The sequence below is a fragment of the Alloactinosynnema sp. L-07 genome (genome assembly GCF_900070365.1).
Lineage (GTDB): Bacteria > Actinomycetota > Actinomycetes > Mycobacteriales > Pseudonocardiaceae > Actinokineospora.
This window is the reverse complement of record NZ_LN850107.1, coordinates 2,139,957-2,165,516: the sequence shown is the minus strand read 5'-3', so window position 1 is coordinate 2,165,516 and position 25,560 is coordinate 2,139,957. Positions and strand designations below refer to the sequence as shown.

Genomic DNA, 25,560 nt, shown 5'->3' with positions numbered 1-25,560 from the left:
TAGCAGGACGACGCATGGTTGTATGACCACGGTGACCCACCGTAAGAATTCCGGGGAGGCGGGCCAGTGGAGCAACGACAGGTCGGGCGCAGTGGGCTGCGGGTGTCCCGGATGGCGCTAGGGACGATGACCTGGGGCGGGGACACCGAGCCGGATGAGGCCGCCAGCCAGCTGACCGCGTTCGTCGACGTCGGCGGCACCTTGGTCGACACCGCCGACGTCTACTGCGACGGCGAGTCCGAACGTGTCCTGGGCACCTTGCTCGATGACGTGATGCCGCGCGAAAGCGTGGTGTTGGCCACCAAGGCGGTCGCCCGCCGCACCGATGGGCCGTTCGGCGGCGGCGCGTCGCGGGGTGCGCTGCTGAGCGCGCTGGAGCAGTCGCTGATCCGGCTTGACACCGACCATGTCGACCTGTGGCAGCTGCACGCGTGGGATCCGTCGGTGCCGCTGGAGGAGACGCTGTGCGCGGTGGACGCCGCGGTGCGCAGCGGGAAGGTCCGCTACGCGGGCATCTCGAACTACACCGGCTGGCAGACCGCCACCGCAGCGAGCCGCCAGTCGGCGACGGCGGGTGCGGCGCCGCTGGTCAGCACCCAGGTCGAGTACTCGCTGCTGGAGCGCGGCATCGAGCGTGAGGTGGTCGCGGCCGCCGACCATCACGGCCTGGGCATCTTGCCGTGGGCGCCGCTGGGCCGCGGGGTTTTGACGGGCAAGTACCGCAACAGCACCCCGGCGGACTCGCGCGGCGCGTCGGCCGCGTTCGCGCCGTATGTCGACCACCACCGGACGGACCGGGCGTCGCGGATCGTGCAGGCGGTGGTCACCGCGGCCGACGGGTTGGGCACCTCGCCGCTGGCCGTGGCGCTGGCGTGGGTGCGCGACCGGCCGGGGGTGGTGGCGCCGATCGTGGGCGCGCGTGACACCGCGCAACTGCTCGGGTCGCTGGTGGCCGAGGAGCTGGAGCTGCCGCCCGCGATCCGTGCGGCGCTCGATGACGTCAGCGATGTCGAGCTCGGTTATCCGGAGCGCAGGCTCGGATGATCTGTGACCCGGATGACGGGTGACCTGCAAGGTTGGTTAGCCTATGCTCACTTGGCTGGGGACCGCTCGAAGCCAAGGATGACCAGTGGAGACAGTCAGCGCGCCTGAACGCCTCGGCGTGCCGTTCGTCCACTCGTTGGCCGACTTCGGTGACCGGATCGCGGTCGTCACCCCCTCCGGCTCGCTGACCTATCGCGCGTTGGCTTCCCGCGTGGCGTCGGTGGGCGAGGTGCTGGGATCAACCCGGCGGCTTGTGCTGGTCGCGGCGGGCAACGACCTCGACAGCGTGGTCACCTACCTGGCCGCCCTGCGCGGCGGCCATCCCGTCTTGCTGACCTCCCCCGACGGGAAGCAGCTCGACACTCTGGTCGACGCATACGACCCTGACGTCGTCCAACTCGGCGGCGAGCTTCGGGAGCGGCGGGCGGGCACCGCCCACGAGTTGCACTCGGACCTGGCGTTGCTGCTGTCGACGTCGGGGAGCACGGGTTCGCCGAAGCTGGTGCGCCTCTCGGCGTCGAACCTGCAGTCCAACGCCACCTCGATCGCCGAGTACCTCGACATCCGCGACACCGACCGCGCGGCGCTGACCCTGCCGCTGCACTACTGCTACGGCCTGTCGGTCCTCAACAGCAACCTTTCCCGCGGCGCGGCGGTGCTGCTCAGCGACCTGTCGGTGGTCGACCCGGAATTCTGGTCGATGTTCCAGGGCCACGGCGGGACCAGCCTGCACGGGGTGCCGTACACGTTCGACCTGCTCGACCGCGCGGGCTTCGCCGACCGGGACCTGCCTGCCCTGCGTTATGTCACCCAGGCGGGCGGGCGGCTCGCTCCGACCCAGGTCCGCCGCTACGCCGGGCTGGCGTCGGCGGGCGGGTGGCGGTTCTTCGTGATGTACGGCCAGACCGAGGCCACCGCCCGCATGGCCTACCTGCCCGCCGAGTTGGCCGTCACCCGCCCGGAGGCCGTCGGCATCCCCATCCCCGGCGGCTCCTTCGAGATCCACCCGGACGGCGAACTCGTCTACCGCGGCCCCAACGTCATGCTCGGCTACGCCCGCGGGCCCGCGGACTTGGCTTTGGGCGCCACCCTGGGCGACCTGCCCACCGGCGACCTGGCCCGCCGGGCGGCGGACGGCCTCTACGAGGTCATCGGCCGCAAGAGCCGCTTCGTGAAACTGTTCGGCCTGCGCGTCGACCTCGACGAGATCGAGCGCCACCTGACCCGCGCGGGCTTCACCGCCGCCGCCGCGGGCGACGACACCGCGATCACCCTTGCCATGGTCAACGGCCAGGACACCCACGCGGCGGCCACGCTGGTCGCCACCCGCGTCGGCCTGCCCGTCGACCACGTCCGGGTCCGCGAGTACGCCGAGTTCCCCCGCCTGGCCACCGGCAAAGTCGACTACGCGGGTATCCAGAGTTGTCCACAGGCACCCCCAAACCAAGATCATCCGTCGGCCGGGCCGGATAGACTGGCCAAGGGCCGTCCCCCCGGGGATGGGTGGGGGCTGCGTGCGCTGAGGTTCGGGGCGCGGGTTCCGCGGCGGTTCGGGTTTCCGGGTCAGGGCGGGCGTTCCGAGACACGGATCGTGGACGGGTCCGCGTCGTCGCCAACTTCGGTGTCCCCGCGCGGGTCCGCGTCGTCGTCAGGTTCCCTGTTCTCGCGCGGGTCCTCGGCCGGGTCTGTTCGGCAGATCTTCCAGCGCGCGCTCAACGTCGGCGACATCCCCGACGACGCGACCTTCGTCAGCCTCGGCGGCGACTCGCTCACCTACGTACGCGCGTCCATCGACCTCGAACGACTCCTCGGCGAAGTCCCCGCCGCCTGGCACACCATTCCAGTCGCCGAGCTCGAACGGGCAGGCCCCAAGCGCGGCAGGCTGCGCTCGCTGGAGACCAACATCCTCCTGCGGGCCCTGGCCATCACCCTGATCGTGTCCACCCACGTCGGCCTCACCCAGGTCTGGGGCGGCGCCCACCTGCTGCTCGTGATCGCGGGCTGGAGCTTCGCCCGGTTCGCCCTCGCCCCGGTGGCCCCTGAGCGAATGGCGAGCCGGATCGCGAAGGCGGCGGCGCGGATCGCGGTCCCGTCGGCGATCTTCCTCACCTGGCGCGCGGCGGTGTCGGACAACGTGGCCGTGACGAACGCCTTGCTGGTCAACAACTTCATCCAACACGGCACCATCTCGTACTGGTACGTCGAAGTCCTCGTGCAGATCCTGGCCGCGCTGGCTCTGCTGTTCCTGATCCCCGGGGTACGCCGCGCCGCGGTGGAGCACGGGTTCGCGCTGGCCGCCGGTGTCCTCGCGATCACCCTCATCGCGCGGATGTCAGCGGTGCACGTGCCCATGTCGTCCGGGTACTCGGCCCGCGACATGAGCATCCACGGCGTCCTGTGGCTGTTCGTCCTCGGCTGGCTGGTGCAGCGCGCGACCACGCTCCCCCAGCGCGCCGCCGCCGCGGCCATGGCGCTGGTGCTGATCCCCGGATGGTTCGACGACCCGGTCCGCGACGCCATCGTCATCGCGGGCGTGCTCCTGGTGCTGTTCGTCCCGACGGTCCGCGTCCCAGGGGCCGTGGTCCGGGTCGCGGGGCTGGTCGCGGGCGCGTCCCTCTACATCTATTTGACGCACTACATCGTGTTCATGCAGCTGCGCCCGCTGCTGCCGCTCTGGGTGGTCGTGGCGATCACCGTCGCGGTCGGCGTCATCGTGTGGCGAGCGGTGTGCGCCCTCGGCAAACTCCGCGCCCGTTTGGCCTAACCCCGTCCATCCGCGGATTCAACACGCCTCATTGACAAAACAGATTTTTACGTCAAGACTGATTTTGCCATGAGAGAAGTCCTGTACCTCGATCAGATCGAGCAGGCCGAGACCCTGCTCAAACCGCAGCGCGTCGAGATCCTGCGGCAGCTGGCCGAACCCCGCTCGTGCACCGAGGTCGCCGCGCGGCTCGACCAGACACCGCAACGCGTCTACTACCACGTGAAACGCCTGGTCGACGCCGGTCTGGTCACCCTCATCGCCGAGCGCAAGGTGCGCGGCATCCACGAAGGCGTCTACCAGGCCACGGCCCGCTCCTACTGGCTCTCGCCCCGGCTGGTCGGCCGGGTCGGCGCGAGCCGGGGCGAACGCGGCCTGGGCTACCTGCTCGACCTCATGGAGGAAGTCCAGGCCGATATCGCCGCGCTCGACCGCACGGCCCCGGACCTGCCCTCCGTGGGTGTCTCCGGGTCCATCCGGGTCGAGCCGGAACGCCGCCAGGAGTTCCTCGACGACCTGCGCACCACGCTGCAAGACCTGTTCGCCCGCTACGGCGGCACCGAGGGCGACGCGTTCAACCTGGCCGTCGCCTGCTACCCGAAAGGAGAACCCGATGACTGACATGACGCTGCGCGTGCGGGTCCCAGCCCCGGTCGACCGTGTCCACCGCGCCCTGACCGACGCCGACGAGCTGACCGCCTGGTTCGCCGAGCACGCCGAGGTATCCCTGCCCGACACCTACACCTTCTGGGGCCGCCACACCCCCGGCGGCGACCGCCCCGCCCAGCGCCTGCTGCACGTCGACGACACCAGCCTGCGCTTCACCTGGACACTCGACGACGTCGAGACCACCGTCGACATCGCGCTCGAAGCCGAGACCGCCGACACCACCGTCCTCACACTCACCCAGTCGGACATGCCGACCTGGGACGAGATGAAGCTCGAACAGGACGCGCGGTCGGCGCTGCAGACGTTCTGGGCGATGGCGGTGGCCAACCTGGTCGATCACCTCGACGACCGCGACCTCACCGCCCTGTGCGACTTCACCGACCCGGAGATGCGCGCCGTGTTCACCATCGACGCCGAGCCCGCGCGTGTCTTCCACGCGCTCGTCGACCCGCCCACCTTCTCCCGCTGGTTCGGTGCGAGGATCGAGATCGAGCCATACGTCGGGGGCCGATTCGCCATGGGCGGATTCGACAACGACGCGGAAGCCGCGAAGATCGTCGACTTCGACGAAGGCCGCTCGCTGGCATTGGCCTGGCCGGGCACCGAGGTAGCCACCTGGGAGCTGGAAGGCACCGAGGGCAAGACCCGGCTCACCTTCACCCAGACCGGCTTCGACCCCGAACACCCGCCCTACGGCTCGTGGATGGGCTGGCTCAGCGGCTTCGCCGAGTTGCGCCGGTTCTTCGAGGTGCCCGACTGGCGCACGATCTGGCTCGGCGTCGACATGCCACAGCTGCCCGAGGGCATCCTGACCATCGGCGAGTGATCAGACCCGCTCGTCCGCCTGCTCGAAGAACTCGCGCACGTCCGCCCGATAGACCAGGTGGGCGCCGAACCCGACCGCGGTCAGCATCGGCAGGACCACGACGACGTCGAACGGGCCGCTGATCAGCCCCACCGACAGCAGCGCGGACAGACCCGACACGACGACGGCCCCGGTGCGCGCCCAGTCGCGGCCATCGGTCACGCACACCGCGAACCACAGGGTGAGGGCGAGCGGAACGAAGTAGAGGGACAGATCGACACCGGTGTTCGCCCAGCTGACGGTCAGGTGCAGCACCGACAGCGCGACCTGGGTGACGAACAGTCCGCAGGCCACGCGCACCGGGGTGGGCGCGGGCGTCGGACGGGGATCGCCGAGGATGGGCAGGTGGGCCGGGTCGATCGCCATGGTCACCTCCGTGTCCACTCCGTCGACGCCCAACCCCGATTTGTTACAGATCGGTGTCCACTCGGTGTCCATGTGTGAGACACGTGTCGGCGCGGGACGTGGCTTCCCGGGCCGACGTGCGGGATGCTGGAGGCAAGACTGTTCACCGAGGTTGCCCGGAGGAAGCTTGTTGCGACGCTTTGCCGCCGCCGTCGCCATCACCGCGCTCGCCGCGGGCTGCTCGTCCGACGCGCAGCCGCAGGACGAGCTGATGGTCTCCGCCAACCCGGTCGCCGCCACCGCCGCCCGCTCCCCCGCCCCCACCGCGACGCCCGCGGGCACGGTCATGCCGCTGTCCGGGGTCACCGCCGCGGTCGTCGACGGCCGCACCCGCACGCTCGCCGTCGCCGTCGAATCAGCCCCTGGCCTGCGGCTTTACGACATCGATGCGCTCGACAGGGCGCCGCGCGCGGTCGAACTGCCCGCCATGGCCGAGACACTGACGCTGGCCAAGGAAGGCGGCCCGCTGCTCGCCGCGACCAGCAAGGGCGTCGTCCAGGTCACCCTGCCCGACGTGCGTGTGACGACCCTCGACGGCGCCGCCGCGGGCGCGGCGGGCTACGGCGACAGCACGCTGGTGGCGGTTCGCGAGACCAAGTCGGTGGCGGTGCTCGCGGGCAACGGGACCCACCGGTCCATCAGCGGCGGCCTGCTCAGCGCCGATCAGGTCTACACCGTCGGCGAGCGCGCCGCCGTGCTCGACCGGCTGCGCAACGCGGTGTTCGAGATGGACGTCGCCAAAGGCACCATCGGCGAGGGCCTGCGCGCGGGCCAGGGCGCGACCAACGGCGTCGTCGACCGGTTCGGCCGGATCTTGGTGACCGACACCCGCGGTGGCGCGCTGCTGGCGTTCTCGCTGGACCCGCTGCTGATGCGCCAGCGCTTCCCGGTCGCGGGCGGCCCGTTCGCGATCGCCTACGACCCGCGCCGCGACCTGGCGTGGGTCACCCTGACCGAGACGAACGAGGTCGTCGGCTTCCACGTCGCGGCCGAGCAACCTGAGCAGCGGTACCGGTTCCCGACCGTCGGCCAGCCCAACGCGGTGGCCGTCGACCCGGCCAGCGGGCGCGTGGTGGTGGCGTCCGCCAACGGAGGAGGTGTCCAGGTGATCGAACCATGACAGACGGGGTGATCGACGGCGACTGGGAGTACCGGCCGCTGCGGCTGCCCCCCGGGGTGTCGCGGCTGACAGCGGCCACGCAACTGTCCATCCACGCGGAGTTCGCCGGGTGGGAGCTGTCCAACGTGCGGCTCTACTCCGACGGCACCCGCAAGATCTGGCTGCGGCGCAAGCGGCGGGCGAGCCCGCTGCCCGGCCTGATCACCTGACGGGCAGCTTGTCGAACCCGTCCCACACCGCCCGCGCCCCGGCCTCGCCGACGCGGTAGACGTGCACGGTCGCGGCCACCCCGGCGCCGACCGACAGTATCGCGACGACGATGAGTGCCGCCTTGGTCCACGACGGCGGCTGCGCGCTGTTGGCCGCGCGGTGCACCAGCATCAGCCCCAGCGCGATCACGAACACCGGCACCGTGAAGTAGATCATCAGGTCGCCGAGCCGCTCGTGGGTGTTGATCAGCTCCTGCTCGGGCAGCCTGGCGGCGAGCTTCTTGCCGCTGTTCGCGGTGAACGGCGTCAGCAGCGCGGCCAACGCCGCCGCGCCGACCACGATCCAGCCCAACCGCGCCCGCGCGGCGGGCCACAACGCGATCATTATCGTGCCCAGGGCGGCCGCCGGGATCAGGATGACGACAAGGTGGACGATCAGCGGGTGCAGCGGAAGTCCGTCGACGAACTCAGGCATGTGAGCCACCTCCACGATCCGGTACGCGAGCTGTGACAGAACGGTTCACCGCCGCGACGCCGCGTGCACCAAGCCCACCAGCCGGGGCAGCACCTGGGCCACGCCTTCGAGCGGGAGCATGTGGCCCAGGCCGGGCAGGACCACCGAGGTGCCGTCCTGCACCGCGCCGGCCAGCGCCTCGGCGTGCGATTCGGGAACCAAGCGGTCCCGGTCACCGACCATCGCCACCACCGGCGTATCCGAGGCGACGGTCAGCGCGGCCTCGCGGTCATAGCGGTCGAGGGCGGGTTTGAACAGCGCGACGGTGTCCGGCCAGTGCGCGGCCACCATCTCCGCGACCAGCCGGACATCGTCGGGATCGGGGTCCTCGCCCAGCAGCAGCCAACGCAACCCGATGGTCTTGGCCTTGTCGATGCGCTGACTCACCCGGTCGATGATCTTCGCGCCGAGGATGGCCCGCAGGTCTTGGACCAGCTTGCCGACCGAACTGGGCAGCGCGGCCTCCATGGCCGAGCCCGCCGCCGTCGACAGGAACGCCAACCCCGCCACCCGCTCGGTGAACAGCGCCGGGTGGCGGGCGGTCAGCGCCATCAGCGTCAACCCGCCCATGCCGTGCCCCACCAACACGACCCGACCCCGCGGGACCGCCCCGTCGATCACCTCGGCCAGGTCGTCACCGAGGCGCTCGACGGTCGCGGTCTGCTCGTCAGCGGCGCTGGACTGGCCATGCCCGCGATGGTCGTAGGCCACCACCTGCACCGGCCAATCCCCGGCGTCGGGCAGGGTGTCGATGATCTTGTGCCAGACCCTCTGGTCCTGCGCGTAGCTGTGCGCGAGGACAACGGTCACAGCCGCGCCAGGATCGCCCGCGCGCGACAACGCGAGCTTCGCCCCGTCGGACAGGGCGAATCGCTCGGTTGTGGGCACGGGCGAATCCTGGCATGTCCTCAGCAGCTTCGCAGGAACCGATCCAACACCCGCGTCCCGAACTGCAACGCGTCGACCGGAACCCGCTCGTCAACGCCGTGGAAGAGAGCGGAGAAGTCGAGGTCGGCGGGCAACTTCAACGGGGCGAAACCGAAGCAGCGGATCCCCAACGTGTGGAACGCCTTGGCATCCGTGCCACCCGACAGCATGTAGGGGATCGCGCGGGCACCAGGATCCTCGGCCACGATCGACGCGCTCATCGCCTCGACCAGCGCACCGTCGAACGTCGTCTCGACCGGCGGAAGACTGGCGATCCACTCGCGCTCGACGTCGGGCCCGAGGATCTCGTCGAGCTCGCGCTCGAAGGCCTCCTGCCTGCCCGGCAGCACCCGGCAGTCCACGACGGCCTCGGCCACCGAGGGGATGACGTTGGCCTTGTAACCGGCAGTCAGCATCGTCGGGTTCGCGGTGTCCCGAATCGTCGCACCCACGACCCGCGCCACCGCGCCCAGCTTGGCCACGGCCCCGTCAAGGTCGGCCTCGTCGAACTCCATCCCGGTCATCTCGGTGATCGCGGCGAGGAACTCCCTCACGGAGTCGGTCAGAACGAGCGGGAACTTGTGCGTGCCCAACCGGGCCACGGCCTGAGTCAGCTTCGTGACCGCGTTGTCCTCATGAACCATCGACCCATGCCCGGCCCGCCCCCGAACCCGCAACTTCAACCAGGCGATCCCCTTCTCCGCGGTCTCGATCAGATAGGCCCGCACATCGTCCTTGACGGTGACTGAGAAGCCCCCGACCTCGGAGATCGCCTCCGTCGCCCCCTCGAACAACTCCGGCCGATTCCGCACCAACCACTGCGACCCGTAGTCCCCCGCGGCCTCCTCATCGGCAAGGAAGGCGAAAATGATGTCCCGCGGCGGCACGATGTTGTCCCGCTTCATCCGCCGAGCCGTGGCGAGCGTCATCGCCACCATGTCCTTCATGTCGACGGCCCCCCGCCCCCACACGTAGCCGTCCTGCACCGCCCCGGAGAACGGATGAACCGACCACTCCGAGGGATCAGCGGGCACCGCGTCGAGGTGCCCGTGCACCAACAACGCCCCCCGACTCGGGTCCGCACCCTCCAACCGCGCGAAAACGTTCCCCCGCCCCTTGGCCCCAGACTCGACGTAAGTGGTCTCGAACCCCACCTCAGCCAACTTCTCAGCCACAAACTCAGCCGCCACCCGCTCCCCCACCACGGTCGCCGGATCTCCGGTGTTCGTGGTGTCGATCCTGATCAAGTCACTGGTCAACTGCACCGACTCGGCCTCAGCTAGCGCCAGGGTGTCCCTCTGCTCCACGGTCACACCGCTTTCCTACCACTCCCCGTGAGGATGGGCGCCCCCGATTTGGGACCACTGCACCCCATCCGATACTCTGTGCGCACACCAGCGGGAGACCGCAAGTCCGGGTGGCGGAATGGCAGACGCGCTAGCTTGAGGTGCTAGTGCCCTTAACGGGCGTGGGGGTTCAAGTCCCCCCTCGGACACCAGAACGTGGGAATTCTCCCGCACACAGATGGCTCGTTTGTGATCACGCAGCGAGCTCGTAGGATCGCTTTTCGACCCTTTGGTCGACCCGCCCCCCTGCTCGGCGTTGGCGGGGGTGTCGACCATGAGTGACCGCCGAATCGCCGCGCTCATCCCTCCCCGAGTGACCACCACCGTGGCCGGACGAGGGCCTGTTACCCCGAGCGCTCCACTGCCGCTGGCCGAGTTGCCGCCCCTTCCCCGCGCCGGATCTCTCCGCTACGGCATGGCGCGGGTCGATTCCAAGGGCTGGGTGTCCAACGGGCCTACCGTCACTGCGCTGGGTTGGACCCACGGGGACCGCCTGCATATCTCTGTGGTCGACGCCTCGGTCGTGATACATCGCGAGCCGACAGGGGCGTTCGGCATGGGCACCAAGCCCTACGTCATGCTCCCGGCCGTCGTGCGCCACCGCGTGGGCATCGCCGCCGGAGATCAAGTCCTCCTCGTCGCCGACCCCAACTACGACGTCCTGGTCGTGCACCCACTGGCCGCGCTCGACACGATGATCACCGCCTACCACGCCACCCTCTCCCAAGGGCGTGAGTCCCGATGACCAACGAACCCGAGGTTCTCGCCGCAGCGCGGATGCTGCTGCAGCGCATGGGCGTAGACCCCTCCGACCTCATGAACGAACCCGAAGACCGCAAACCGGTGCCGACATTCGACGCCTACATCCCAGTCGTCGAAGCCGCCATGAAGGAAAACACCGCGCGCAGCTACATGACCTACTGGAAACGAATCGCGGCCAAATGGGGATCCCGCACCCTGCTCGAACCCACCCCAAGCGAGATCGCACAACTCCGCGAAGAAATCCAGGCCAACGCCATCATCCGCCGCAACTCCCGCGGCGGCCGTAACACCGCCGAGAACTTCATCGCCGCCCTGCGATGCCTCTACAAACACGCCGAGAACGACGGCCTCATCACCGAAGCCGAGAACCCCGCACGCCGCGCCGACAAACCCCGCCGACTCCCCTCCACCCGCGGCGCACTGTCCAACCACCAACTCGCCGAGATCAACCACTACGCCGCCACCACCGGCGACGAACCCGAACTCGACGCCCTCCTCGTCCGCCTCCACACCGAGACCGCCTGCCGACGAGGCGGCGCACTCGACCTACGACCACGCGACCTCAACCCCGCCCAATGCACCATCTACCTACGCGAGAAAGCCGAAACCGCCCGCTGGCAACCCGTCTCCCCCAGCCTCATGGCCCACCTGATCGACCACGCCCAACAACGCGGCGCCACCGACCCACAATCCAAACTCCTGCGCTACCGAAACGGCGCCCCCATCACCTCCCGCCGCTACGACCACCTCTGGAACCGCATCGGCCGCTACCTCCCCTGGGTCACCACGTTGAACGTCTCCACCCACTGGCTCCGCCACACCACCCTCACCTGGGTCGAACGCAACTTCGGCTACGCCGTCGCCCACGCCTACGCAGGCCACAACGACGCAACCGACCACGCAAACGCCACCATGACCTACGTCAAAGCCACCCTCAACGACGTCGCCACCGCACTCGCCACCATGACCAACGAACCCCACCCGCTCGCCAACTAATGCCGACAACGCCACATTCAGCTGGGTGGTGGACCGCACCTCCTACGTCAACAGCGGCGACGGCCGCTCGGCCCGCTGGAGGAATCCAGCGGCATGTTGGGGTGGGTGATGACCCACCGCGCCGCTCGGGTTGACCAACGCGTCGACGGTCGGCGGCGCAGGCCCGGGTGCTGACCCGCGCCTCCCGCTCGGGCAAGGCCGACGTCACCCTGGCCGCCAACGCCACCCGGCGGGTGCTCTGGCGAGCCGACGCGGTCCTCTGCCTGGGCGTCGACCCGACCGTGTGGATCGACCGGGCGCTGACGGACTTCCGCGCCGGACTCACCATCGCGGCGCCTGCGGTGGATGCGGCGATCACCGTCCGGTTTGGCATCGGCGTCGACGAGCTCGTCGAGCGCCTGGTCGATCCGGAGCACGGACTCACCGCCCACGGCAGCCGTTTCAGCACGCACGACGCCGCGGCGGCGGTGGCGGACGCGTTGCCGTTCGGCGCGAGCCTCGGCGAGGTGGAGATTCTCACCGCCGCCGCCCTGGCCCACCCCGCGGTCATCTCCCTCGCACAAGGCGACCTGGTCGCCCGCGCCACGGGGCGACCAGGCAGCTCGCCAGCCAGCGGCGAGCTCCATACGACCGCCGACGTCCCCCACGCCGAACTCAGCGACCGCCGGCTCGACGCCGCGATCACCGCCGCCGACACCGCCCTGACCACCGCGACCACCGGCCACGCCGAGACGATCGCCCGCCGCGACGAGCACCAGGCCGCCCTCGACACCGGCCGCGGCCCCGCCGAACAAGCCGTCGACTACCGACTCGCCGCCCTGCAGGCCTCAGCCTCGGCGTTGGCCGCCCGAGCCGATGCGCAGGCCGCCGTCGACGTCGCCCGCCGCGACTACCAGCGGCACATGCGCGGCATCGCCGCCCTGCAGACCACCCAACCCGCCGCCGCGTAACCAGTCCGTGCCTGCGCCCACGTCTGGTCACGTCCGCCGCTTCGGCTGATCCTCCCGAGGCAGCAACATGTGACCCAGGTCCGCATCGAGCGCGCGCAACGCCATCCCGGTGTCGCAGGTGAGAAGGGTGACCGGCGTTCCCGCGATGGCCTGCACCGCAGCCGCCCGATCAATGATCTCCTGGTCGGCGATCGCCATGCGCGTGTGCCCGACGGGGTCGTTGAACAGCACTATCTCGACCCTGGGAGTCTCGCTGAGCACGCCGCCTGACCGGATCACCCGGTCGATCGTCGCCAGCGAGTACGCAGCGCGCCAGCGCACGTCGCTGTGCTTGGTACCGTCGAGTTCGTCGACCACGATCATCGGCACGACGAGCCGCAGCCGCGGCAACTTGGCGCCCATCGCGGCCACCCAGTCGATGGCCTCCAGCTTGTCCTGATACGCGAGGTACACGCTGGTGTCGAGCACCGCTATCGGCATGCCGTCCGACCACTGGCTGATCAGTACCTCGACTGCCGCGCACGCGGCACCGAAAGTATCGTGGCGCTCGGTGATCTCGTCGCCGACCACGTCATGCAGGATGCGTTCCTGGGCGTTCCCGCCCACAGCTGCTGCCCACGCGGGCGCCATGGCCATCAGCGCCTCGTAGCCCTTCCAGTCGAGAAGCGCCGCCGCATCCTCTCGGAAGATCACGTTGGCCAGCTGACGTTCGGCCTTGCGGATCCATTCAAGGTAGGCCCACATCTTCCCCGCAGACGAGCCAGGGCCCACGCCGCCACCGGAGTGCAGGTTGTATACGCCATCGCGCAGCTGCCGCAGCACCTCAAGGGCGTCGGGAAGGGTACGGCCGGGGTTCGGAGTGATCAGCACGCGCGGATCGTGACACAGCACGAGCACCCTGGCTGATCACCACGACGTGATCGCGGGCAGGCCGAAACCGTTCGCGACAATGAGGGGACATGTTCCCGCCACCGCAGTGGGCCGACATCATAGATCAGCAATCCGCAGTGCGCCGCCCGCTCCACCGGACCCGGCCGGTCCGCCGTCGCCACGAACGGCCCGAAACCCCTGCCCCCACGAACCTGTCGACTCACCGAACAGTGGAAGGCCCGTCACAACCAAATGAGCCAACACCCTGAGGCGTCGAACCCGCCTGTACGCCCTATACGCCCTATACGCCCGTTGTCCGCTGTGAAAGTCGCCCTGGTTGCCTTGGCAGCTGTCCTGGCCGGTGTAGCAGGGACCGTGGTGCTATGGCTGGTGGGCGCGGAGGGGCTCAGACCGAGGTCAACCACGTCAACCTGCGGCGACCGTGGTGCGCTGGCAGTGGCGCCACTCGGCCCAGTTCCGTGCGGATTGAGCTGCGACGCCGGGACGGGTAGCGGCCAGGTGGGTCCACCAGCCGCCGAGGTACGCGGCGAAGGCGTCCAGCGTCGCCGGGTCGGCGTCGCGGCCGGTGGGCAGGCCGCGCGCCCACGCTTCAGCCGCGGCCGGGTCGTGTCCAGCGATGATCAGCCTCAGCGTGATCAGGGCGGTGTCCACCCACCCGGCTCCGGCGGAGACGTAGCCCCAGTCGATGACGCGCGGCCCGGCTGCGGTGATGAGGATCTGGTCGGGGTGCAGGTCGCTGTGCACGAGCCGGTCACCGTCGGCCAGCGCGGGGACCGGCGCACTCAGCCGGGTCATCTCGTCCAGGTCCCAGCCTGCGACCACGCCGGGCGAGTGCTCGGCGCAGCGCTGCCACCAGTCCGTGGCCGCCCAGCGCCGCGCCAGCGACCAGACGCCGGGCGGTGCCTCAACCGCGGCCAAGTCCTGGAGGACGCCAGCCACGATGTCCAGGTCGGGTGAGCCGGGGGCGAGGCTGGCCGGTCGGCCGTCGACGTGCTCGGTCATGACCACCAGCCACGGCGTGCCGTCCTCGTCGTCGAGGTCGACGTGGGCCAGGACTGCGGGTACCAGGTCGGGGAGCGTGGCCGCGCCGATGAGGGTTTCGTTGCGCAGCAGGCGCATCCGGAAGTCGATGCCGCGCACGGCCTTGACGAACACACGCCCCGCTGGGGTGGTGACTACCGTGGTGAGGTCTGCGCGGCTGCCCGCGGTGATGTCGTCGGCCGCGCTGACCGGCCCGAGGTGTGTGTTCACGGCGTCGAGGACCGCGTCCGGGGCATCGGTCCACTTCATCGCGACTCCCTACGGGCCCTTCTTGCGGGTCTCGGTGTTCTCGGTGCCGTCCTCGCCGCCCGAGCTGCATCCGCCTTCCTCGTGGCAGGATGTGCATCGGGCGGTAAGCGACCACAGCTCCGGGTCCACTGTGTACCCGGCGGCCGTGATCGCCTCGATCGTACGGGCCACCGCCCCGGACGGCCCGGTTCCGCCGCTGGTGCTCTCGGCCGGGTCGTCGGGCACGTGGTCCACGAACGCGCCGACGCTGGCACAGAACGCGCGATAATCCTTGGTACGCAACAGGAATTCATGCCATGCGAGGTCGATCAACGGGCTCGGTGTGAGTCGCCGCCCGGGGTCGGCGGCCGCCGTGGCGATGAACGCGGCGGCCTGGTCCACGACGCGCATGGCCACCGCGCGATCCATGTCGTGGTGCTCAGTACAGACCCGTGCTACGAGCACCTCGAACAGGTCCGGGTCCAGAAGGTCCCGCCCCCGGCGGGTGTCCACGACGGCGGTCACGCTCTCCTCCTCGGTCAGGCGGTCGGTCACGCACTCCAGCACGATACGCATCTGCGCGATGACGGACAGTGGCCGAAAGGGTGAAGGGTTACGCGCCAGGGGCGGGATACTCACTCAGTGCTTGGCGCCGTCGGCACCAGAGCGCGTGATCAGAGCGTGTCGGCGATCGCCGAGTGCAGCATCCTCAGCAGGGCGACCTCGGTGTCGTTGAGCGGGGCCACGTCGCTGTCGGAGAGGAAGACCGCGTTCCCTTTGATCGTGGTGTCCTCCGGGGCGCGCAGTCGCACGGCCATGGCGGTCGCCAACGGGTTGTCCGGGGCGGTGGGGTCGTCCAGGTACACGACGGTGAACACACCGTCCGGGCTGGGCGCGGTCACGATCAGCCGGTCACCGAAGTGACCGGACGCGGTCAGTACCTGGGTGACCTGCCCCTTGAGACCGATCTCCTCCCGGGCGTAGAGGAACGCGCTGTTCAGGACGGTGAGCTTCCCGCCGGGGGTCACCACCACAAAGTGGACGGGATCTGGCACGTGCGTCGCTCCTTCACTCGGATGTGTGCGCTGGGCGTGGGCGAACCCGAACAGGCCAGCAGCCGACGGCGTGGCCGTGCCTGGACGTGTTCACTTGCACCGACCTGGGGCGCTCCGCTGAGTCCGCTGACCGGCCGGGTGGCAGGCGAGAGGCTAGTGGCGCGACTGCCCAGGGGGCGGCGTCGACCGAGTTGGGATCCTCACGAACCGAACGCGCCGGTCCGTGCTATCCCGCCGCTAGGCGGGAGTGGCCGCACGCCGAGTTCCGGATGCGACGCGAGCCAGCATAGAACGACCGGCCGACAATCCCGGCAGGGAGTGCCCGGCTCTCCGCGGCCGGGGTAACACAGTCGTGATCGAGTTCGACGTGTTCGACACGCGTTCCCGCTGTTCGGAGGTGGCTGTGGCCGGTGTTGTCGTGCTGTCACCACGTGCCCGGGAGACCGGGCTGTTCGTCGTCTGGGCGCTGGTGATGGTGGCGATCCCGCCGGGACTGCTGCTGGTCGTCGCCGAACCCGACGGGATGCTGGTACCGATGTTGGTGCTCAGCGGCGTGATGGCGGTCCCCGTGGCGATCTTTGTCTGGTTGATCTGGTGCCACAACCGGGCGGCGACCCGGCAGATGGCCGTGCGTCACCACCAGTTGCGCGACCTTCTCCAGCGCGCCGACGGCCTGGACGTGCTCAGTTCGGGTCCCGTGGTTCTGTTGCCTCACCACGACTTCGACGTCGACGAGGGCACGGTCGAAGGGTTTCTCCGGGTCGCGGCCACCACGACGGACCCGACGGTGGTCAGCCTGGATTCCCGGCCCACACCCCGCAGCGGCGAGCTGTTCGTGGTGCAGCGCAACCGGCCCGTCGTGCACCGGCGGGTGGTCCCGGTGACGTTCACCGCGGGCGGGCGAGCGCGCACCTCACGCCAGCGTCCTCGAGAGGACCGTCGTCGACGCACCGCGCGGCAGGTCGTCGCCGACACCCTGGCCGACGCCCGGCGAGCGCGCGCGGGCACCGGGGTCGCCACACTGCGCGAACTCGACGACCTCATCGCCCAAGCCCGCGACGCCCTGAGCTGGCCCGGATCGCCGGCGACCACGCGGCAACCCGCCGACGGCACCCGAGGCTGACCTCGGCCACCTGGCGCGTTCCACCGGGTGCTCCTGCCTCGGGCACCCAACGCCGCCGCTACGACGACGTCTGATCAAGTAAGGCCCGTCTGAACAGGAGCGCGGCTCGTGGCGGCCGGGCTTCCGAACTTGCCCGCCGCCACGAGAACGGCCCCTACCCGGCGACACCAGCGAGAACCGTATGCAGTTCCCGAGGTGTGATCCCATACTCGAACGCTGTCTGGAGAAGGCGGGTCAGGTAGATGGTCGGATCGGCGGCGGCAGCGATCTTCAGAGCGAGGTTGGCCTGCAGGCCGTCGCCGGAGAGATACTGCGCGACCGCGAGCAGGAGCGCTGGACCTGACCGTTCGGGTCCGTCGGACATCGCCTGCACCAGTCGCGTCCACAGGCTGATGGACCGGACGCGGTCCTCATCCTTGACCAGGTCGAGTAGGCACCGGTCGAGGATGCTGCGGTCGGTCAGGGCGTACCCGATTCGCGCGAGGGTGTCATCGTCGAGGTCGCCGACGCCGCTGGTTCCAGTCGAGGTCGCCTCGATCGTCGTCTCGATCGACTCGTAGCCGCCGACTGGGCTTGCACCCGCGGCGCGAAGTTCGGCGATCCGACGCGCCCGTCGTTCACGGGCCTCCGGCTGGTCGTGGTCGAGCGTGGCCCGCAGCTCCGAAATGGACTTGTAGGTGGGCAATCCCCGAAACGCCCTCGTCGCGGCCGCGGTCGTGGCGGCCGGATCAGGAACGAGGCCGTCGCAGTCTCCGGCACTGCAGGTCCACCGCTCGCCCGCGGCGATAGCCGGGACCAACCAGGCCCCGCGGGTCTCGACCCCGGCGCCCTCCAGGTCGCCGATCAACCGGTCGATCAAGTCGTGTGAGGAGGTCGTGGCGTCCTCATCGTGGCGGCCGACGACAACCAGGAAGACCTTCCGCCCATGGCGGGAGACAACGTCAGTGACGTGACGGGAGAACCCGCTGTGGCCTGCGACCCCTGGCAGGTCGACACGAAGCATCGGCCCGTCCGATACATCGACGATGAGCGAGTTGGCCGGGGTGCAGCCGAGGATGGCGGGAATGGTGGCGATGAACTCCCCAGGTTCCCGAACCTGGATCGTTGCCGCGACGTCGAACGGCTCCGCGTGGCTGAGCTCCGCAGTCGTGGGCGTCGGGGCCGACCCGTGCCCATGTTGGAACTCGTCGGTGTGCTTGTTCTCGGTCATGAGGGCCTCCGAGCCTGTGTGGGTGCGTGGACCCACCCCGGAACAGCGGATGGAGCGGGCGCACGGCAGGGATCGGCGTCAGCCGACCGCGGAGCGGCCTGCCTTGCCGTGTGCCCGCTCCATCCGCTTGCTTGGTGGGTCCTTGCCCAGCACGGCGTCGTGAGGCGCCCGAGGCGAGCCCGTGCGATGCGGCATCGAGGTCGGACGGCCACCCGCCACGGCGCGTCTACAGGGGTGTAGACAGTCTATCTACACCCCTGTAGATTGCCTACATCCGACGCGAATGGAGACCATCCATGACCACTGAGTCGTTCCCGGCGGTGTCATCGCCGTGGGAATCGCTCGCCAGGCACGCCCGCTGGTTGGCCGATCACGCCGAGCACGTGGCCACGCTGTCCCCGGCCGAGCGATACGAGCCATCCACGGATCAGGAGGCCGACGTCGACCACCTGGCCGCCATTCAGGAACGGGTCGATGCCCTGTCCTCGGTCGCCGCGGCGTGCCGCCGACAGACCTGGCAGGCCCTCGTCGATGAGGGCTGGTCACAGAAGCGGATCGCCGACCGCTGGGGAGTGACCAACAAGGCCGTGTCCGCGGCGTTGAGCCGCGGCCGCCGGCCGGTGACGACCGGATCCTCGCACCGCACGCCCGTCACGGAGGGAGCAGAGCGATGAACTTGTCGTCGATCTTCCGGCCGACGCGGATGCCCCGAGCCGCACGGCAGCGCTGGCAGACGGCCTCCACCTTGCGCGAGCTCGGGGAGCTGACCGCGTTGTGGCTGGAAGGACAGCTTGACTCTCAGCCCGGTTACGCTCCCGGCTGCGGCCCGGACGAGGAGACCGCGCCACTGGTCCCGGTTCTCGCCAAGCTCAACCGGATCGGGTACCTGACCGACTGCTCCCAGCCAGGGTGGGGGCCGCGCCCCGGCTACGACGGCGCTACCTGGTGCCAACGTGCCGGTGTGAGCGGCTTCGCCGCCGACGACCTGGCCGGCGCCATCGCGACGGCCGCGACGGAGGCCGGGATGCTGGTCAGCGCAACAAACGTCGGCCGCCGACGACGGCTCTACGACTCCGGCGCGATCACCGTCACCACTCGCTCGGGCAAGTCCTACACCGCGTTGGGCGGCCATCGCCCGACCGGTGAACTGGAGTTCTGCTACAAGGAGTGCTCCAACGCCGCGATCGATGCCGTGTGCGCCGCGGTGCAGCTCACCGTTGTCGACCCCGAGTGGGGCGCACGCGACACTCTGTGGACGCTGCTGGACGGCATCGCCACCATGGCTGGCTAGAGACCTGTCGGATCGGCCCGAAGCGAGCCGATCCGACGTCTGGTGCGGCTGGACCGGCGCGCTCTAGAGGCGGCTCAGGACGTGGTTCGCTGAGTCCACGACCGTGGCTGTCCCGTCACGCAGCAGTTCGTGGCACCCCTTCGACATAGCCGACGTGATCGGACCAGGAACCGCCAGCACAGTGTTCCCGAGAGCCTTGGCACTGAGTGCGACATTGCGGGCGCCGCTGCGAATCCCCGCCTCGGTGATCACGGTGACGGTGCTGGTGGCGAGCAACCTGCTTCGGGCCCGAATCCGGTTCTTGGCCGGCTGCGTCCCCTGCGGATACTCGCTGACCACCGCGCCGGTTTCGGCAATCCGGTCGAGCAGCCTGCCGTGGGCGGCGGGGTACCGGACATCGACTCCGCAGGCGAGCACGGCGATTGTGGTGCCCTCCGCGGTCAACGCGCCGCGAAGTGCTGCGCCATCCGCGCCGTGTGCCGCGCCGGAAACGACAGTCACTCCGGCATCGGCGAGTCCGTAGCCAAAGTCGGCGGCGACGTGTTCGCCGTACCCGGTCGCCGCCCGCGCGCCGGTCACCGAAACCGCCCGCTGCAGCGCGGATCCGAGGTCGGCTGGACCGCGGACCCACAACGCCAAGGGCGCCGCAGCCCATTCCAGGCCACGAGCGCCGCCGTTGTGCAGCGAGAGCGCCATCGCGGCGGGCCACTCCGCATCCTCGGGTGTCACCAGCCTGGCATCAACCGCGGCCGCGACGGCGAAATCGTGGTCGATCCACTCCGCGTCGCACCGGCCAGACGTCGCGTCCAACACTGGATTGGGCGCCTCGCCGGAGCGGAGACGCTCTGCCGCCTCGACCGGGCCGTGGACCTCGACGAAGGCGACCACCGTCGGCGCGGGCGGCTCGGCGACGCGGAGGAGGTACGCGCGGGCCCGCCGAACTGGATCGTCTGTCTCGTATGGACTCATGAATCGAACTTCCTGTCTGGATCGTGGACATCGGTGCCGCGCGGGCGGGACCCGGCTGTCGTGCTCTTCCGTGTTTCCTGTCGCGGCGGCCCGTGGGCGCGGCACCGACAGCAGGGGCACGAGGGCGGCGGCGAACCTCGGCGACGCCGCCGCGCGACGAGCTCGGTCGAGCCGCCCTCGTGCCCCTGCTTGACTGCGCGAACCACGGATCCGGCGCACCGGACATGGCAGGAGGCCACAACTGGCCGCCGGAGCGGCGCGGTAAACGAATCTGTTGACAGGAACGTGTCAACCGATACGTTTACAGCCATGGACGCTCCGTTGGAGAACCCCATCCCGAGCAGCGAGGCCACCGGCCCGCTCGCTCGCTACGCCCCGGCCGACGGCTCGCGATCTCCTGCCGCCGGGACGCTGATCGCCGGAGTGGTGCGGGCGGTCCGCGCTGGTAGCGAGCCCGCCCTTCCTGACCCGGCCGACGTCACCGTCAGCGATCTAGTCGCCGCGTTGAAGTTGTTCCCCGAGCACGCAGAGAATGTGAAGCGCGACGAGTGCACGTTGATCGAGGCGGCGATGGACCGCGGCAGCAGTTGGGAAGCCCTGGGCCGGGAACTCGGCGGCCGGTCGCGGCAGGCCATGTACCAGCACTACCGCCGTATCGGTGGCACGCGCACATGGGCAACCACCCGAACAGGCCTGGAGCCGCTGCTCGTCGATCGCGACGACCTCACCTGGCGACTGGGGCCCGGCGACGAACCGACTTACCACGTCAGCATCACCTCGCGGCCCCCCGAAACCCTGCCCGAGCATCTCCCCCTCACTCGGCTGAGCAGCGAGCGCGGGCCACTGCGCCACCGGATTGCCTGCCCCGACGAGCTCGATGCCCGGCTTACCGACCTGCTGGTTTCCGCCGCTGGTCGAGCGATATCCAGCCTGGCTGTCGCGCTGGACGCCACCGCGGCGCAGTTGCCACACGGAGTCAAAAGCCTGGCCGTCGGGCGCCCTGGCGCCACCGAGACCGATCTGATGGAAAGGCTCGCGTACAAAGCCGGTTCAATCCAGCCCGACGACCAAGTCCCCGAGGCCATCGCCGGCCTGGTCGAAGTGCTCCTGACACTGCAGGGTGGACCGACGACGGTCGTGGACCTGGGCGACGTGCTCTTGTCCGCGCTCGGGCAGGCAGCGGCACGCATCGGCGGCCCCCGAGCCCTGTTCACAAAGGCGTTGTGGCGCGAGGACTTCTTGCGGCACATCGTGACACGGCGCACCAAGTACTTCCTGACCGACTGAGCGCCACCCTGTCTGTTTAGGGCGTTCGACGCGGAGATCGACACCGGTTGACGGTCGTCACCCCCGCCTGGTCCAGGATCCGAGGGGCATCGGGCGCGCGTAGCGGCTGGCCCCGGTCGTGGTCGAACTGAGCGAGATCGCCGTCGCCGCCACGCAGCGAACCCGCTGACGCGCGGGGCAACGACCTATGGCAACGAGTCGACGAGATCACGAAGGCGAGGAGGAGATGCGCGAGGTGAGTGGCACCGGGAACAATTGGATGAGGCAGGCGATGATCAGGTGGATCGGCTCAGTGTTGGTAGCGGCGGCCGTCGTCGTAACCGCTCGTCGCCGCCGTAGCGCCCCTGCGGCGAAGTCTGGCCCGAGCCGCGACCCCAGCCCGGCGGCCACACCACCGATACCCAGCGGGGATTCCGTCCGCGCGCTGGCCTGGCACTTCGCCGGCATGGTCACCCTGATTTGCGCCCTCGTCGCACTTACCGCTGTGGCGGCTGTCAGGTTCCTCGACGTGTCATCGTCCCCGTCGCCGGTCGAGGCTCCCGGAAAGGTTCTGCTCTACTTCGACCAGCCGAACGTCGCGGCTCTGATGGACATGAAGATTGATGAGAGCAGCGGCAGCACCTTACTTCACTTCGGCATCACCGCGAAGGACTTCTCCGGCGACTCGGTTGGGTTCATGATCGCGCTGGTAGGCAACTCGCGAGCCGCGACGAGGTATCCGAACGGCGAGGCATCCGAGGTCGTCAGTGGCTGTTGGGCGAGCGGCTTGACCGTGCATGCCGACTCCGTTGAGTGCTACACCGCGCGGCTAGCGCCCGAATCGCTCTACGCCGCGCCGGAAGTCCGCGCGGACACGCAGGTGATCACCGGTCGGATGACGAAGGACAGCGGCTCTGATAGGCGGCTCGACCTGTGGGTCTCGACGGACGCGAGGTACTCGGTCAGCGCGGGGAAGCGCACGTACTTCGCTCTCCCCAAAATTGGTACCAGCTACCGACCTGAGAACCTCCGGGGCAAGCTGACGATCGACCTCGGTCGCGATCAAGCCAGTTTCGTCCCCTCCCCCCTGGACATCGTGGTCAATTACCGCGACCTGACGCAGGTCGAACGGGTCGACAACGTGACGCCGCAGCCGTTGACTGGGAGGTTGACTTGGGCGGAGGTCGACGCCTCGACCGTTGCGGCCAGTGGGTCCCTGGTCGACACTCAGAAGGAGGAACGCGGTCAGCAGGAGGTATTCGCGATCGGCATCTACGCGGGCTTCGTCGCAAGTGTGTTGCCACGTCGTGTCCTGGTTGGGTACCGCACGTTCCGCCGACTCGTCGCTGCAAGGCGTCGATAGAGCCGTCGTACGGCGCACCAGTGACAGCCGCGTGCTCGACGGTGAGCGTCACGGGAAATGCGCGGTGGAACGGCGCGCGGCGGCGCTACCGTGCGGGGGTGACGAACCCGCCCAGCGACCTCGACGCGGCCTTGGTGTCGTTCTTCGACGACGTCCGTCGGCGGCCTGACGACTTCGTGGGCCTGGCCGAGCGAGACGCTGCGGAGGCGATGGCAGAGCTACCCACCGCCGACCGCGTCCGCGAGGTCGCCCTCAGCACCGCTGTCGCCAACCGCTACCTGGTCGACCGTCGTAGAGCAGCCAGCACCCAGGTCGCCGCGGGACGCGAGCTCTCCGGCCCGGTGCTGCATCGTCTCGGGCTCGCGGGGCTGCTGCGCTCCGGCGAGCCTGTCGACGCGACGGTGCTCGCCGCTCAGACGGCCGCCTACCTGTCGGGACCGGCGATCCCGCTGCACCGGCATCTTGTCCTCAACGTCGACTGGGATCTCGCCGAGCCGCTCACGCTGGCGGGATGGCGGTTGTGGCGACCGAGTGAGCAGGACTGGGACGCGATGCGGCCGGTGCCGCTCGCGGCTGACTTCGCCGCGAAGCCGTCGTTCGACCCCATGCTGGCGTTCGGGGAGCACCTGGTGCTCTCGGCCGAGGACCCTGACGCCGAACCAGCCCGTCACCGGGTCCCCTTTCGGCTGTTCCGACGTCCTGTCCAGGAGTCGCCAGCCTGGGCTCCGCTGTTGTGCCTGAACCTCGCGCGGGACACCCCTGTCATGCCGGTCGCGGAGTACCTCGTCGAACCCGGCCGGGCCGTGACCGCTTACTACGAGTCGATCCCTACCAACCTCCTCGGTCCCGACGGCGACTACGAGGTTCCCCTGCTCGGCCCCTTGCGCGTGGAGGACGATCAGGCGGGCTGGTTGACGGGCTTCCTCTCGGCGCTGTCCGGCAGGCTGGATGTGTGGACCGCTTCCGAGCCGATGCCCAAGACGGGCAAGCGCCTGCGACCGATCGCGGGCAGGTTCCTCGACACGTGCGCGAAGGTCGCCTTCGACGCCGTGGTCAGCATCGGGCAGGACCCGGCCGAGGTGGCGTTCAACTACGTCGTGGCGTTGGAGAGGCTGGTATCGGCGAACGGCGACCAGGGCGACCTCAAACGGCGGACCGCCCAGCGGACAGCCGTGCTGGTTGGCCGTGACGACGCTGAACGCCTGGCGATCTACAGCCACGTCGACACGGCCTACAAGGTGCGCAACGCGGTGGCCCACGGTAGCGAGGCCAAGGAGAAGCAACTCACTGCCACCATCACCCACCTGCGGGCGATCGTGCGACGTGCCCTGATCAGAACCATCGTTCTCGGGCCACACCTGGACCCGGACACCGTGTTCGATGAGGCGCTGCTGTCCACTCAGGTGCGTCACGAGCGCATCGAGCAGGAGGTCGCCGCGTTCCTCGAGCCGCTGACGTCCCGGCCCGCGCGCATCATCTAGGCGAGGTCACCCCGCTCGACCCTTCCGGTTGTCGTCCGGGTCTCCTGAGCGGGAGGCGCCGCGGGTCCAGCGCCCTTCCAGTGGTCGGCCCGACGGCGAACCGACGTCAAGATCGGGGAGTGGCCCCGGGCCTGGGCCTTTCGCGTGGACAGTTCCTAATCGGGGCGGGTGGGCCACAAGAATGCGCATCGTGGAACCCGGAGTTTCAGGGATGCCCTATACTCGGAATGGACTCGAACCGAGTCGGCCCGGCTGCCCCGCAACAGGGGTAACCGGGCAGTGCTATATCCATCACCCCTGCGGGATTTGGCACCCCCATCAGATGGGGGTATTATTGATTTGTCGGAGCAGAGAGCCGAAACTGTCCAGGGTCAAGACTCTCCACCCCGGCTGGTCATGCGAGGTCAGGCCATAGCCTGAGCAGCAACGACAGCAGTTGCAGGAGGCGGTCCAGCAGGGCCAACGAGCGCTGCCGGTACCGCCTCCGCTCGTATTTACGGGCGGCTTCCATGGTTCACCTCCCCTCACGAAGATTAAATTCGCCGCCTGCGGGATTTGGGCTGTCCAGGCAATGTTTCAAGCATCTACCCATGCCGCTTCGGACCTAAATTCATACCCACAATGAACGGGGGTATGAATTTAGGCTCGCAGGGGTATTAGCTTGTTCGTTTGCCCAGGCTGGGAAGCCCGCCGCCGACCGTGCGCACGCTCCCGCCCTTGGGCCGGGTTCCTATGGTGCCGTCGGCCTGCCGCCACTGCCGCCCGCACAGGTGCGCGCCGCGGTTACCGCAGGCAGGGCACGCTTCCCCAGGCGTGATGGGCTGGGGAATCCCCAGATGATGGCGGGCCTGCCGGCAGGCAAGGTCGGGATCAGGTTGTCCAGTCAGTTCACACAGCTCGCTCTGGGCCTTCTGGTGCTCGATAAGCTGGCCCACTCCAAGGCCTCGACCGCGGCGACGTTCAGCCAACTGCGTGTACGTGTCCAGCGCCGCCTGGAGGCGCGCGAGATCGACGGCGTCGTCGGCGTGCTCGGAGTCCACGCGCTCAGCTCCATCCGGCCCGTGCCGCGGA

At 69.3% G+C, this 25,560-nt stretch carries 26 protein-coding genes and 1 tRNA gene; 16 read left to right on the top strand and 11 right to left on the bottom strand.

What is annotated here, in order from left to right; genetic code table 11:
• Positions 1–66 precede the first annotated feature (66 nt).
• The 4 genes from BN1701_RS09710 (at position 67) to BN1701_RS09695 (ending at position 5,303) form a co-directional block, all read left to right on the top strand.
• Positions 67–1,044 (top strand): aldo/keto reductase, encoded by a 978-nt coding sequence (locus tag BN1701_RS09710; protein ID WP_054047561.1) that lies wholly within the window; start codon positions 67–69, stop codon positions 1,042–1,044.
• A gap of 85 nt (positions 1,045–1,129) precedes the next feature.
• Positions 1,130–3,808, top strand: a complete 2,679-nt coding sequence (locus tag BN1701_RS36805; RefSeq protein WP_054047560.1) for a non-ribosomal peptide synthetase — start codon at positions 1,130–1,132, stop codon at positions 3,806–3,808.
• 69 nt (positions 3,809–3,877) lie between these two features.
• Positions 3,878–4,429 carry a transcriptional regulator gene (locus tag BN1701_RS09700; RefSeq protein ID WP_054047558.1) on the top strand — a complete coding sequence of 184 codons (552 nt, stop codon included), beginning with the start codon at positions 3,878–3,880 and terminating at the stop codon, positions 4,427–4,429.
• Complete coding sequence (locus BN1701_RS09695; RefSeq protein ID WP_054047557.1) at positions 4,422–5,303, top strand: SRPBCC domain-containing protein; 882 nt, start codon at positions 4,422–4,424, stop codon at positions 5,301–5,303. Before BN1701_RS09700 ends, BN1701_RS09695 begins: the two co-directional genes overlap by 8 nt.
• On the opposite strand, the gene BN1701_RS09690 is transcribed toward BN1701_RS09695, so the two are convergent.
• Entirely contained in the window at positions 5,304–5,708 is a 405-nt protein-coding gene (locus BN1701_RS09690; protein WP_157367894.1) for a hypothetical protein, read from the bottom strand. It abuts the gene before it with no gap.
• Positions 5,709–5,874: 166 nt separating this feature from the next.
• Here BN1701_RS09690 and BN1701_RS09685 point away from each other — a divergent pair, with 166 nt between their 5' ends.
• Both BN1701_RS09685 and BN1701_RS09680 read left to right on the top strand, forming a co-directional pair.
• Positions 5,875–6,867, top strand: coding sequence for a YncE family protein (locus tag BN1701_RS09685; protein ID WP_231949551.1), 993 nt, complete (start codon positions 5,875–5,877; stop codon positions 6,865–6,867).
• Positions 6,864–7,076, top strand: a complete 213-nt coding sequence (locus BN1701_RS09680) for a DUF5703 family protein (protein WP_054047554.1) — start codon at positions 6,864–6,866, stop codon at positions 7,074–7,076. The genes BN1701_RS09685 and BN1701_RS09680 overlap by 4 nt, the downstream gene beginning before the upstream one ends.
• Here BN1701_RS09680 and BN1701_RS09675 read toward each other — a convergent pair.
• From BN1701_RS09675 to BN1701_RS09665, 3 genes are read right to left on the bottom strand one after another with little or no spacing between them, the layout of a single operon-like run.
• Positions 7,069–7,551 (bottom strand): DUF2231 domain-containing protein, encoded by a 483-nt coding sequence (locus BN1701_RS09675; RefSeq protein ID WP_054047552.1) that lies wholly within the window; start codon positions 7,549–7,551, stop codon positions 7,069–7,071. The genes BN1701_RS09680 and BN1701_RS09675 overlap by 8 nt on opposite strands.
• Before the next feature lie 45 nt (positions 7,552–7,596).
• Complete coding sequence (locus BN1701_RS09670) at positions 7,597–8,478, bottom strand: alpha/beta fold hydrolase (RefSeq protein ID WP_054047550.1); 882 nt, start codon at positions 8,476–8,478, stop codon at positions 7,597–7,599.
• Between the two features lie 20 nt (positions 8,479–8,498).
• Complete coding sequence (locus BN1701_RS09665; RefSeq protein ID WP_054055738.1) at positions 8,499–9,824, bottom strand: M20/M25/M40 family metallo-hydrolase; 1,326 nt, start codon at positions 9,822–9,824, stop codon at positions 8,499–8,501.
• A 104-nt stretch (positions 9,825–9,928) separates the two neighbouring features.
• Between BN1701_RS09665 and BN1701_RS09660 the strand changes: the two genes are divergently transcribed.
• The 4 genes from BN1701_RS09660 to BN1701_RS09645 all read left to right on the top strand — a co-directional run bounded on the left by BN1701_RS09660 (position 9,929) and on the right by BN1701_RS09645 (position 12,571).
• Positions 9,929–10,015, top strand: a tRNA-Leu gene (locus tag BN1701_RS09660).
• Between the two features lie 122 nt (positions 10,016–10,137).
• Entirely contained in the window at positions 10,138–10,608 is a 471-nt protein-coding gene (locus tag BN1701_RS09655) for a hypothetical protein (RefSeq protein ID WP_231949550.1), read from the top strand.
• On the top strand, positions 10,605–11,621 hold the full coding sequence (locus BN1701_RS09650; RefSeq protein WP_054047546.1) for a site-specific integrase: 1,017 nt from the start codon (positions 10,605–10,607) through the stop codon (positions 11,619–11,621). Before BN1701_RS09655 ends, BN1701_RS09650 begins: the two co-directional genes overlap by 4 nt.
• Positions 11,622–11,788: 167 nt before the next feature.
• A complete protein-coding gene (locus tag BN1701_RS09645; protein ID WP_054047544.1) occupies positions 11,789–12,571 on the top strand; it encodes a hypothetical protein in 783 nt (260 codons plus the stop codon).
• A gap of 27 nt (positions 12,572–12,598) precedes the next feature.
• Here the strand turns inward: BN1701_RS09645 and BN1701_RS09640 are convergent, their stop codons facing one another.
• The 4 genes from BN1701_RS09640 to BN1701_RS09625 all read right to left on the bottom strand — a co-directional run bounded on the left by BN1701_RS09640 (position 12,599) and on the right by BN1701_RS09625 (position 15,786).
• Complete coding sequence (locus tag BN1701_RS09640) at positions 12,599–13,441, bottom strand: PIN domain-containing protein (protein WP_157367893.1); 843 nt, start codon at positions 13,439–13,441, stop codon at positions 12,599–12,601.
• Between the two features lie 426 nt (positions 13,442–13,867).
• A complete protein-coding gene (locus tag BN1701_RS09635) occupies positions 13,868–14,752 on the bottom strand; it encodes a phosphotransferase family protein (RefSeq protein WP_054047542.1) in 885 nt (294 codons plus the stop codon).
• A 9-nt stretch (positions 14,753–14,761) separates the two neighbouring features.
• The gene (locus BN1701_RS09630) at positions 14,762–15,307 is read right to left on the bottom strand and encodes a hypothetical protein (protein ID WP_054047541.1); all 546 of its coding nucleotides are present in this window, start codon (positions 15,305–15,307) and stop codon (positions 14,762–14,764) included.
• Between the two features lie 98 nt (positions 15,308–15,405).
• On the bottom strand, positions 15,406–15,786 hold the full coding sequence (locus BN1701_RS09625; protein WP_157367892.1) for a hypothetical protein: 381 nt from the start codon (positions 15,784–15,786) through the stop codon (positions 15,406–15,408).
• 352 nt (positions 15,787–16,138) lie between these two features.
• Here BN1701_RS09625 and BN1701_RS09620 point away from each other — a divergent pair, with 352 nt between their 5' ends.
• Positions 16,139–16,909 (top strand): hypothetical protein, encoded by a 771-nt coding sequence (locus BN1701_RS09620; protein WP_054047539.1) that lies wholly within the window; start codon positions 16,139–16,141, stop codon positions 16,907–16,909.
• Between the two features lie 154 nt (positions 16,910–17,063).
• Here BN1701_RS09620 and BN1701_RS09615 read toward each other — a convergent pair whose 3' ends face one another.
• Positions 17,064–18,119 (bottom strand): DUF4192 domain-containing protein, encoded by a 1,056-nt coding sequence (locus BN1701_RS09615; protein ID WP_054047538.1) that lies wholly within the window; start codon positions 18,117–18,119, stop codon positions 17,064–17,066.
• Between the two features lie 296 nt (positions 18,120–18,415).
• Between BN1701_RS09615 and BN1701_RS09610 the strand changes: the two genes are divergently transcribed.
• Positions 18,416–18,793 carry a hypothetical protein gene (locus BN1701_RS09610; protein WP_054047536.1) on the top strand — a complete coding sequence of 126 codons (378 nt, stop codon included), beginning with the start codon at positions 18,416–18,418 and terminating at the stop codon, positions 18,791–18,793.
• Positions 18,790–19,410, top strand: coding sequence for a hypothetical protein (locus tag BN1701_RS09605; protein WP_157367891.1), 621 nt, complete (start codon positions 18,790–18,792; stop codon positions 19,408–19,410). Before BN1701_RS09610 ends, BN1701_RS09605 begins: the two co-directional genes overlap by 4 nt.
• A 63-nt stretch (positions 19,411–19,473) precedes the next feature.
• On the opposite strand, the gene BN1701_RS09600 is transcribed toward BN1701_RS09605, so the two are convergent.
• On the bottom strand, positions 19,474–20,379 hold the full coding sequence (locus BN1701_RS09600; protein WP_054047529.1) for a DNA processing protein DprA: 906 nt from the start codon (positions 20,377–20,379) through the stop codon (positions 19,474–19,476).
• A 309-nt stretch (positions 20,380–20,688) separates the two neighbouring features.
• Between BN1701_RS09600 and BN1701_RS09595 the strand changes: the two genes are divergently transcribed.
• The 3 genes from BN1701_RS09595 (at position 20,689) to BN1701_RS09585 (ending at position 24,489) form a co-directional block, all read left to right on the top strand.
• Positions 20,689–21,666: a hypothetical protein gene (locus BN1701_RS09595; protein WP_054047526.1), complete on the top strand. Its 978-nt coding sequence runs from the start codon at positions 20,689–20,691 to the stop codon at positions 21,664–21,666.
• A gap of 271 nt (positions 21,667–21,937) precedes the next feature.
• Complete coding sequence (locus tag BN1701_RS09590; RefSeq protein WP_157367890.1) at positions 21,938–23,008, top strand: hypothetical protein; 1,071 nt, start codon at positions 21,938–21,940, stop codon at positions 23,006–23,008.
• A gap of 98 nt (positions 23,009–23,106) precedes the next feature.
• Complete coding sequence (locus BN1701_RS09585; RefSeq protein WP_054047521.1) at positions 23,107–24,489, top strand: HEPN domain-containing protein; 1,383 nt, start codon at positions 23,107–23,109, stop codon at positions 24,487–24,489.
• Positions 24,490–25,145: 656 nt separating this feature from the next.
• Here BN1701_RS09585 and BN1701_RS36395 read toward each other — a convergent pair.
• Positions 25,146–25,529 carry a hypothetical protein gene (locus BN1701_RS36395; protein ID WP_067520623.1) on the bottom strand — a complete coding sequence of 128 codons (384 nt, stop codon included), beginning with the start codon at positions 25,527–25,529 and terminating at the stop codon, positions 25,146–25,148.
• Positions 25,530–25,560 lie beyond the last annotated feature (31 nt).